This is a genomic window from Bradyrhizobium sp. (assembly GCF_049581145.1).
GTDB lineage: Bacteria > Pseudomonadota > Alphaproteobacteria > Rhizobiales > Xanthobacteraceae > Bradyrhizobium.
On record NZ_JBAURI010000050.1, the window covers coordinates 1 to 7,643 of the forward strand.

The 7,643-nt window shown below is 63.6% G+C and carries 10 protein-coding genes; 1 reads left to right on the forward strand and 9 read right to left on the reverse strand.

What is annotated here, in order from left to right:
• Positions 1–465: 465 nt before the first annotated feature.
• Genes WCB02_RS01485 through WCB02_RS01500 form a run of 4 tightly spaced genes read right to left on the reverse strand, consistent with a single transcriptional unit; the run spans position 466 to position 2,081 of the window.
• Positions 466–891 (reverse strand): type II toxin-antitoxin system VapC family toxin, encoded by a 426-nt coding sequence (locus WCB02_RS01485; protein WP_423955569.1) that lies wholly within the window; start codon positions 889–891, stop codon positions 466–468.
• A complete protein-coding gene (locus tag WCB02_RS01490; RefSeq protein WP_423955572.1) occupies positions 891–1,148 on the reverse strand; it encodes a type II toxin-antitoxin system Phd/YefM family antitoxin in 258 nt (85 codons plus the stop codon). Before WCB02_RS01490 ends, WCB02_RS01485 begins: the two co-directional genes overlap by 1 nt.
• Before the next feature lie 58 nt (positions 1,149–1,206).
• A complete protein-coding gene (locus WCB02_RS01495; RefSeq protein ID WP_423955575.1) occupies positions 1,207–1,758 on the reverse strand; it encodes a hypothetical protein in 552 nt (183 codons plus the stop codon).
• A 38-nt stretch (positions 1,759–1,796) separates the two neighbouring features.
• Positions 1,797–2,081: a hypothetical protein gene (locus WCB02_RS01500; protein ID WP_423955577.1), complete on the reverse strand. Its 285-nt coding sequence runs from the start codon at positions 2,079–2,081 to the stop codon at positions 1,797–1,799.
• 237 nt (positions 2,082–2,318) lie between these two features.
• On the opposite strand from WCB02_RS01500, the gene fdhD reads away from it, so the two are divergent.
• Positions 2,319–3,221 carry a formate dehydrogenase accessory sulfurtransferase FdhD gene (gene fdhD / locus WCB02_RS01505; RefSeq protein ID WP_423955579.1) on the forward strand — a complete coding sequence of 301 codons (903 nt, stop codon included), beginning with the start codon at positions 2,319–2,321 and terminating at the stop codon, positions 3,219–3,221.
• Between the two features lie 519 nt (positions 3,222–3,740).
• Here fdhD and WCB02_RS01510 read toward each other — a convergent pair.
• The 5 genes from WCB02_RS01510 to WCB02_RS01530 all read right to left on the reverse strand — a co-directional run bounded on the left by WCB02_RS01510 (position 3,741) and on the right by WCB02_RS01530 (position 7,319).
• Positions 3,741–4,397: a PRC-barrel domain-containing protein gene (locus WCB02_RS01510; RefSeq protein ID WP_423955581.1), complete on the reverse strand. Its 657-nt coding sequence runs from the start codon at positions 4,395–4,397 to the stop codon at positions 3,741–3,743.
• 156 nt (positions 4,398–4,553) lie between these two features.
• Complete coding sequence (locus WCB02_RS01515) at positions 4,554–5,114, reverse strand: type 1 glutamine amidotransferase domain-containing protein (protein WP_423955584.1); 561 nt, start codon at positions 5,112–5,114, stop codon at positions 4,554–4,556.
• 108 nt (positions 5,115–5,222) lie between these two features.
• Positions 5,223–5,429 (reverse strand): hypothetical protein, encoded by a 207-nt coding sequence (locus tag WCB02_RS01520; protein WP_423955587.1) that lies wholly within the window; start codon positions 5,427–5,429, stop codon positions 5,223–5,225.
• Positions 5,430–5,481: 52 nt separating this feature from the next.
• Positions 5,482–6,831, reverse strand: coding sequence for a PQQ-dependent sugar dehydrogenase (locus tag WCB02_RS01525; RefSeq protein WP_423955592.1), 1,350 nt, complete (start codon positions 6,829–6,831; stop codon positions 5,482–5,484).
• A 17-nt stretch (positions 6,832–6,848) separates the two neighbouring features.
• Complete coding sequence (locus WCB02_RS01530; protein WP_423955589.1) at positions 6,849–7,319, reverse strand: DUF2231 domain-containing protein; 471 nt, start codon at positions 7,317–7,319, stop codon at positions 6,849–6,851.
• Positions 7,320–7,643 lie beyond the last annotated feature (324 nt).

Sequence of the window (7,643 nt, forward strand, 5' to 3'; positions counted from 1 at the left end):
ACGTGACCGCAATACATGCCTGGGAACAAGGCCGCCGCCGCCCCGACCGCACCGCGCGCATCTTGCTCGCCATTATTGCGAACGAACCCGCCGCAGTGCGCCGCGCTCTCGCCGGGCCGCCTGCGGACTAGGATGTTCCTCGGCGAATTAGTCACTGCTCGGAACGGTCGGACCGCTGGGGAGCGAGGAATCGCAGAAACGAGCGTTTCGGGATGATTCTGGGTGTTCTGGCGTAAAAATGGCGCACCACGGCCGATGAAGACGGGCACTATTGCTTCGCCGTGGCGCTATGATGGCGGAGCCTAACACACGCCAAAAGCCGAGAGTGTGCGACCGCCCGCGAGTTTGTACTGCGCCTCGCGGGAGGTTGTCTTCCCGACATAGCGAGGTGAATGGTACAGCGGCACTGCTTCGGCGCTGCACTCAATGACCCAAGGCCTCGACGAGTAGTGGGAGCATTGTCCTTTATGACTTCCGGTTCGGCCGGCGACTGAACGGATCAAGGACGGCGACACCGGTTGGCTCGAAATCCGATACGTTGCGCGTTACGACGGTGAGCCCGTGTTCGAGCGCCGTGGCCGCGATCATGAGATCGGCGCTGTCGTTGCCGAGGCCGGCGCTCAGGGAGCCCCAACGCCGCGCGGCTCGCAGGTCGAATGGCACGACCCGCTCGCCGTAGAGGGTCAGGACGCGGTCCAACCAGCCCGCAAGAGCGCCCGCAAATCCTGGATCAATCGTGCGCTGTCGCGCAATGCCGCGCTCTATTTCGCCAATGCTGATGACGCTGAGGAAAAGATCGGTCGCGCGCTGCCGTTCGAACCACTTGACGACCATCGGATCGCGTTCCCGCCTGCGCAGTTCGGATAGCGTGACGGTATCGATCAGAAACATCAGAGATCGAGATCGCGCATCCGCACATTGCGGCGCGGAAAATCGCCATCATCCCGCGGCATGGCGAGCAACGCATCGACAAAGGATGGTGCCTGCGCGCGTTCGAGGTGGCGCAAGCGCTCGTACTCCTCCACGTCCATGACGACTACGGCGGGCTTGCCGTGCTTGGTGACCGTCTGCGGCAAACGCCGCGCGGCCTCGACCACCTCGCTGAAGCGATTCTTCGCGTCCTGCACCGACCAGCTGCGATGGGCCATGCTCTCGTTTCTCACTAGCTAGAATATCTGGCTAGATTATGACGAGCGCCCGCCGTCGTCAAGTCAATTGGTCCGTAGTCGTGGAGCGGACTACATTGGCGAGCAACATCGAAGAATCGGCAACTCCGGGACAGCCCGGCCTGTTCTTGCGTAGAGTGGCGCGGCCGATGCGATTCGAACCCTCGGAAACGCCATACAGGGCCGGCTCGCGGATCATCCCGACGAAATCGGGATTTCCTCGTCTGCGATATTCCGGCACGACCTCTTTCGAGCTCCGCACCGGAACCGATTTCGCGGCCGGCAGCGCCGCGACGATCTTCGGCTCCGACAGCAGCGTCTCCGCCACCGGATTGCGTTGCCCGCGCGAGCCGTGAATGCACGCCGTGGAATCCTCTATCGAAATAGCCCGTGGTCCGCTCGCCTGCTGATCGATTTCGATCCAACCGAGGCATGGCAGAAGGTAAGTGACCTCGCCCGGCACGATGTGGCTACGGTTCAGCTTGGTCACGATTTGCACCGACAGCCGCAACTCCGACCAGGCCGGCTCCATCAACGGGTGCTCCGGAACAGCGCGCAGGAAATTTCCGCCGAGGCTGACGAAGCCGCGCACTTCGCCCTTGAGAATGCCGTCGCAGGCATCGATCGTGGTCAGGCATCCCAGCGCGGCGGCTCGAAATCATAGGGTTCGGCAGGCCTGTCGAACGGCACGAGCTTGGTCTTCTCGCTGATCCCGACCGTGCGCTGGCGCTGCGCGTTGGAATGGCCGCGGATCGGCGAGATGCCGGCGCCCCGCTTGCCGATGTTGCCGCGCGGCAGCAGGAGATTGACGATCATCCTGGCCGTCTCGACCCCGTGCCGGTGCTGCGTTACGCCCATGCCGTAGTTCGCGATCACGCCATTCGATGCCATGCAGACGTCCGCGGCTTCGCTCATGGCCTGGCGGCTCAGGCCCGAGGCGTGCTCCAGCTCATCCCAGTTCTGCTGCCGGCAGGACGCGGCAAACTCCTCGACGCCCGCCGTGTGCTGATCAATGAACGCGGCGTCGAGGATACGCGGCCGGCCAGAAGCTCTCGCGCAGCGGATTGAAGGTGATGATCGGCACCCGCGCTGAGCGGCCTCCTGAAGGGATTGCAGCATCCGCGGGCGCATTGGTCGTGGTGTTGTGTTGTCTTGAAGTTCCTGAGCTCGTGGAACCTTGCGACCGCTCACGCGTCGATTGACGGTCATCATCAGGAGCCCACGGCGATGCACGGCTCGCATGTCCCTCCCCGCGACCTCGTCGCGTTGCCGCCTGCCGCGGTGGACGTGCTCCGCCTCGACCATGAAAGGGCGGTCGCGCGGCGGACGATCGCCGAGGAATGCGCGGTGGCGCTGGTGTATGACGGCACCACGGTTGCCGTGGTCATGGCGACACCTTCCAACCTGGCCGACCTTGCGCTCGGGTTCAGCCTCACGGAGGGCATCGTTCGCAGCGCCGCCGAGATCGAGGAGCTCGACATCGTGGCCGCCACCGACGGCATCGAACTGCGCATGTGGCTGCAGCCCGATCGTGGCCGGCAGTTCAAGGCAAGGCAGCGCCGGCTGGTCGGACCGACCGGCTGCGGCCTTTGTGGCGTCGAAAGCCTGAGCGAAGCGGTCAGGCCCGTTCCGCGACTCCACCGCAGGATCTCGATGCGAGCGGACCAGATCGGGCGCGCCGTCGCGGCGTTGGGCGATCGCCAGGATCTCAACCGGGCAACCCGCGCCACGCACGCCGCCGGCTTCTATCTGCCCGACGATGGACCGGTGATGGTGCGGGAGGACGTCGGCCGTCATAACGCGCTGGACAAACTGGCCGGCGCACTCGCAGGCGGCGCCATCGCGGGCGACACCGGCGCCGTCATCCTGACCAGTCGCGTCTCCGTCGAGATGGTGCAGAAAACAGCCGCGATCGGCAGCGCAATCCTGATCGCCGTCTCGGCCCCGACCGCGCTCGCAGTGCGCACGGCGCAGGCGTGCGGCATGACACTGATCGGGATCGCCCGCGGCAGCGAGTTTGAGATTTTCAGCTTTCCGGAGGGTGTCGCGCCGTAACGGGCGCCACAGCACGCCTGTCCGGGCCTGTTCTATTTGGGCCGGAGTTATTTTTTGGCGGGTTGTGCGGCGATGCCGGTCTCGGCGACGTCAGCCATTGATTGATCCGCACCGCGATTTCCGCCTGGCTTGCCTTCTTCAGCAAGCTGTCGCGCTCCGGCCCTTGCGGAAGTTTCTCCGCCTGTGCCCGCGCCTCCTCCGCCGCTTGTCGCAGCCGCGCATCAAACGAGACAGTGTGCTTTCGGTGATTTCTCTTGGCCGTCATGGAAGCCTCCTGCCTTTGGCTCCCGCAACGCTCCCGCACGAGTCCCCTCCGTGCGCCAGTCAGGTCACGCGAGCCCGGACAAACAGCCGGCAGTCGCTCGAACAGCACGCTCAGCGGCCTCCCGAGCCAAGCCCTGCCGCCCATCTGCTATTGATACGTAGGACAATGCCTGGTTCGTTCAAGTCTGTGGACGAACCACGGCGCGGCTGGCACGGGGAACCTGTCATCAGCCCCCCGTGACCATTCCGATCGAATCAAGTCCGGCTGCTGTTCCAGCGCCCGGTATACTTGAATTCAGGCGCCGCCTTGAGCTGATCGGCGGTCGCATTCATGCTGGCGTGCCACTTCTTGTCGCTGTCGTTATAGGTGACCTTCACATCGGAGGGATTGACCGCGACATAGTGATCGCCGATGCCGAGGAAGCCGCCGACCGACACGATATAGGCACCGGTACGGCCGTCCGGATTCAGGGCGATGTCCTTGATCGTGCCGATATCCTTGTTGTCGTTGTTGTAGACGTCCAACCCGACGACTTTCGAGCTGAGGTCGTCCTGCTCGGGGATGCTGACGAACTCACTTCCAGCGTTGTTCGAGCTTGCGGCATTGCCGGTCGTGCCATCGGCCATCCGACTGGAGTTATTGTCCGCCATGCGGCCGGAGGTCGTCACTTCTGAAAATTCGTCGGGGCTGATCGACATGACGACGGGATGGCCATCGTTGTCCTTGGCCCGCACCACGAAGGAGGACGGTGCGACCCGGATATCGGTGTAACCGGATTTCTGCAGCATCTGGGTCAGGCTGGCGCGCAGATTCTGATGGTTGACCTGGTTGTTGCTGTTCTCGGCGCATACGGCCGAGCCGACGGTGCTCAGTGCAAGAGCCGCCGTTCCCGCGAGTAATAACGCACGCATGTTGGATCTCCTTGTGAGTAAAGCCCCTGTGAAGAAGCAACAAACCTTTGCGTGCCAAGTTGCATGAATTTTTGATTACGTTGCCGGTCCCAAGGTCGCGCCGGCGGAAGACAGCCGAACGGCCGGACGCGGGTGTCCGGCCATCCGATCGGCTACTCAGGCCGCACTGCGCTTGGCGTGACGGCCCTCTGCAACTTCTTCGATGATCTTCGCGCTGAAGGCTTCGAGGTCACCCGGGTTGCGCGACGTGATCACGCCCTGGTCGACGACCACCTCGGAATCCTCCCATTTGGCGCCGGCATTGGCCACGTCGGTCTTGATGGATTTGTACGACGTCATCTTGCGCCCCTTCGCGATGCCGGTTTCGACCAGGAGCCATGGCGCATGGCAAACGGCCGCCACCACCTTCTTGGCCTCGAAGACATCCTTGATGAATCCGAGCGCGGTTGGCTCGACCCGGAGCAGGTCCGGATTGATCTGGCCGCCCGGCAGCACCACGGCGTCATAGTCGGATGCGGAAACCTGATCGAGCGTTTTGTCGACCTTCACCGGCCGCCCCCAGTCCTTCATGTCCCAGCCCTTGATTTCACCCGGCTTGAGCGAAATGACGTCGACGGTTGCGCCCGCCTGCTTCAGCCGGTCGCGGGGAACTTCGAGTTCCGACTGTTCGAAACCGTTGGTGGCGAGAATCGCGATCTTTTTGCCCTTGATATCCATGTGACACTCCTTTGGGATGGGACTTTTAGACGGTCGGAGTCAATCGGCAGACCGAACGAGCGTTCCTCGGCCCGCGCTGCGCCCGGTGCGCTGCGGCGCGGTATGCCGCTAGTACTTTTCAAATGTCTGTTTGAGAAAGCAGAGCCCGTGATATGTCAGCCGGGTTTCGCTGGTCTCGCCAGCGGCCACCTCGGCCTCCAGATAGGTCTCCAGCTCGGGCAGCGCCCGATTGAATTTTTCGTCGGCACCGACCATCTCACAGGTTTCCCTGATCCGGAGGATCGGTCTGTCGAGAATGTCGATGGTGGCGGTCATGACTCATCAATGCGATTCGTGCCGCGCAGTTCCCCGGCTGATGCTGCCCCGCTCAGCGCGAGGCGTTGACGTTCGGCTTGGCCGCCGATGAGACGCGCCACACGGTGTTGCCGACGTCGTCGGCGATCAGCAGGGCGCCGGACTTGTCGATTGCCAGCCCGACAGGGCGGCCCCGGGCCTGGTTATCGCTGTTCAGGAAACCCGTCACGACGTCCTGCGCCATGCCGTTGGGCTTGCCGTCGCTGAACGGCACATACACGACCTTGTAGCCGTTCAGAACCTGCCGGTCCCAACTGCCGTGCTCACCCACGAAGGCGCCGCTGCGATAGGCGTCCGGAAGGCTGCTGCCGGCGCTGAAGGCCAGGCCAAGCGGCGCCACGTGCGAGCTCAGGGCATAGTCCGGCACGATGGCCTTTGCGACCAGGTCGGGCCGTTGCGGCATCACCCGCGGGTCCAGATGCTGGCCGAAATAGCTGTATGGCCAGCCGTAGAAGGCGCCGTCCTTCACCGAGGTCATGTAGTCGGGCACCAGATCGGGACCGAGTTCGTCGCGCTCGTTGACCACCGTCCACAGCGCGTGACTTTGCGGCTCGAAGCTCAAGCCGTTCGGGTTGCGCAGCCCGCTGGCAAAGATGCGCCAGCGGCCGGTGGTCCGATTGACTTCCAGGATGTCGGCGCGGTTCTTCTCGGCCTCGATGCCGTTCTCGGTGATGTTGCTGTTGGAGCCGACGCCGGCATACAGCAGCGACCCGTCCGGGCTCGCCGCCAGGCTCTTGGTCCAGTGGTGATCGATCGGTCCGCCCGGCAACGGCGCCAGGACGGTGCCGGGCGCGGTGATCTTGGTGTCGCCTGTATTATAGGGATAGCGAACGATTGCGTCCGTATTGGCGACGTAGAGATCGTTGCCGACCAGAGCAACGCCGAAGGGCGAATTGAGATGATCGAGGAACACGCTCCTGACGTCCGGCGTTCCATTGCCCTTGCTGTCGCGCAACAGCGTAATCCGGTTGCTCGGTCCGGTATCGCCTCCCGAGGTCGCCCAGGATTCAATCCAGCCCATGACGATGTCCTTCGGCCGCTTGATTGCGGCTGCCGGGGGCGCCTTCGATTCCACCACCAGGACGTCGCCATTGGGCAGCACATAGAGCGAACGCGGGTGTTGCAGCCCGGTGGCGAGCGGCTCGATCTTCAGTCCTTGCGGGACCGAAGGCGTCTCCCCCTGCTTCCAACCGACCACTCGGGCGATGTGCATGGGCGGCACCAGATATTGCTGCAACGGCGGCAGCGTGGGGTTCGGCCCGATTTCCGCCCGGGGATCGCCACTGCCGTCATCGCAGCCGCCGAGAGACAGCAGCGCGCCGCACAGCAATGTGAGGCCACCCAGACGTACGTTCCGCGACATGCGCGCCACCGCGATGCTCATCGAACCACTCCCACCCCGTGACGGTACACCATCGACCAGCCGAGCCATCCGGTGACCGGCAGGATCAACACGGTGATGATCGACAGAATCAGCCCGGTCGGAACCACCGATGTCCAGGCGTCACGCGTATGCACCAGCGCGTCGAAGGTCGCGAGCACCAGCACGACGAGATTGCCGATCATGTGCGGCCAGGCCGGCGCCTGGGCCCGGATCAGGCGGTTGCCGAGAAAATCGATCAGGCCCGCGATCGCCGCGAGCATGCCCATGATGACGCCGACCACGAGCAGCCAGGCGGAGAAGTCCGCCCACATCATGTCGGCCGTGGCGTAATAAGTGAGATCGGTCAGCAGCGCGCCGACGAAGCAGACGATCGGAACGGGCACCAGCATCGGATGGATCGGATGGCTGGCAATCTGCGCGGTCGAGCGCAGCGGCGTGTCGGGCTGGTATGTGGTGACGTTTGTCAAGGTTGAGCGCCTCATCCGTGATTATCAGGGAATCCGGGGATCGATGATCGCCGGAATCCATTGATGACGGCAGCCCAACCTTCGGCGTGATCTCCGGTTCCTAAATGGATCGATCGTGATCGTTAACCACGCGACATCGCCGCGTCGTTCATCCGTGGGAGGCCGCGGAACTTCTGCCCTCACAGTTAGTTGACCGCGCACAACAATCCCGGAGAGACCCATGAAGACCTTGACCCTGCTCGCAGCCACCGCGCTGATCTCAACGACCCTCGCAGCCCCTGCGCTGGCGCGCGACTATTGCGACTATCATCGCTGCCATCATCG

Bases quoted from the DNA above. Each gene is read 5' to 3' on its own strand.
- WCB02_RS01485 (WP_423955569.1), bottom strand. From the start codon at position 891: ATGTTTCTGATCGATACCGTCACGCTATCCGAACTGCGCAGGCGGGAA.
- WCB02_RS01490 (WP_423955572.1), bottom strand. From the start codon at position 1,148: ATGGCCCATCGCAGCTGGTCGGTGCAGGACGCGAAGAATCGCTTCAGC.
- WCB02_RS01500 (WP_423955577.1), bottom strand. From the start codon at position 2,081: ATGAGCGAAGCCGCGGACGTCTGCATGGCATCGAATGGCGTGATCGCG.
- WCB02_RS01510 (WP_423955581.1), bottom strand. From the start codon at position 4,397: ATGCGTGCGTTATTACTCGCGGGAACGGCGGCTCTTGCACTGAGCACC.
- WCB02_RS01515 (WP_423955584.1), bottom strand. From the start codon at position 5,114: ATGGATATCAAGGGCAAAAAGATCGCGATTCTCGCCACCAACGGTTTC.
- WCB02_RS01520 (WP_423955587.1), bottom strand. From the start codon at position 5,429: ATGACCGCCACCATCGACATTCTCGACAGACCGATCCTCCGGATCAGG.
- WCB02_RS01525 (WP_423955592.1), bottom strand. From the start codon at position 6,831: ATGTCGCGGAACGTACGTCTGGGTGGCCTCACATTGCTGTGCGGCGCG.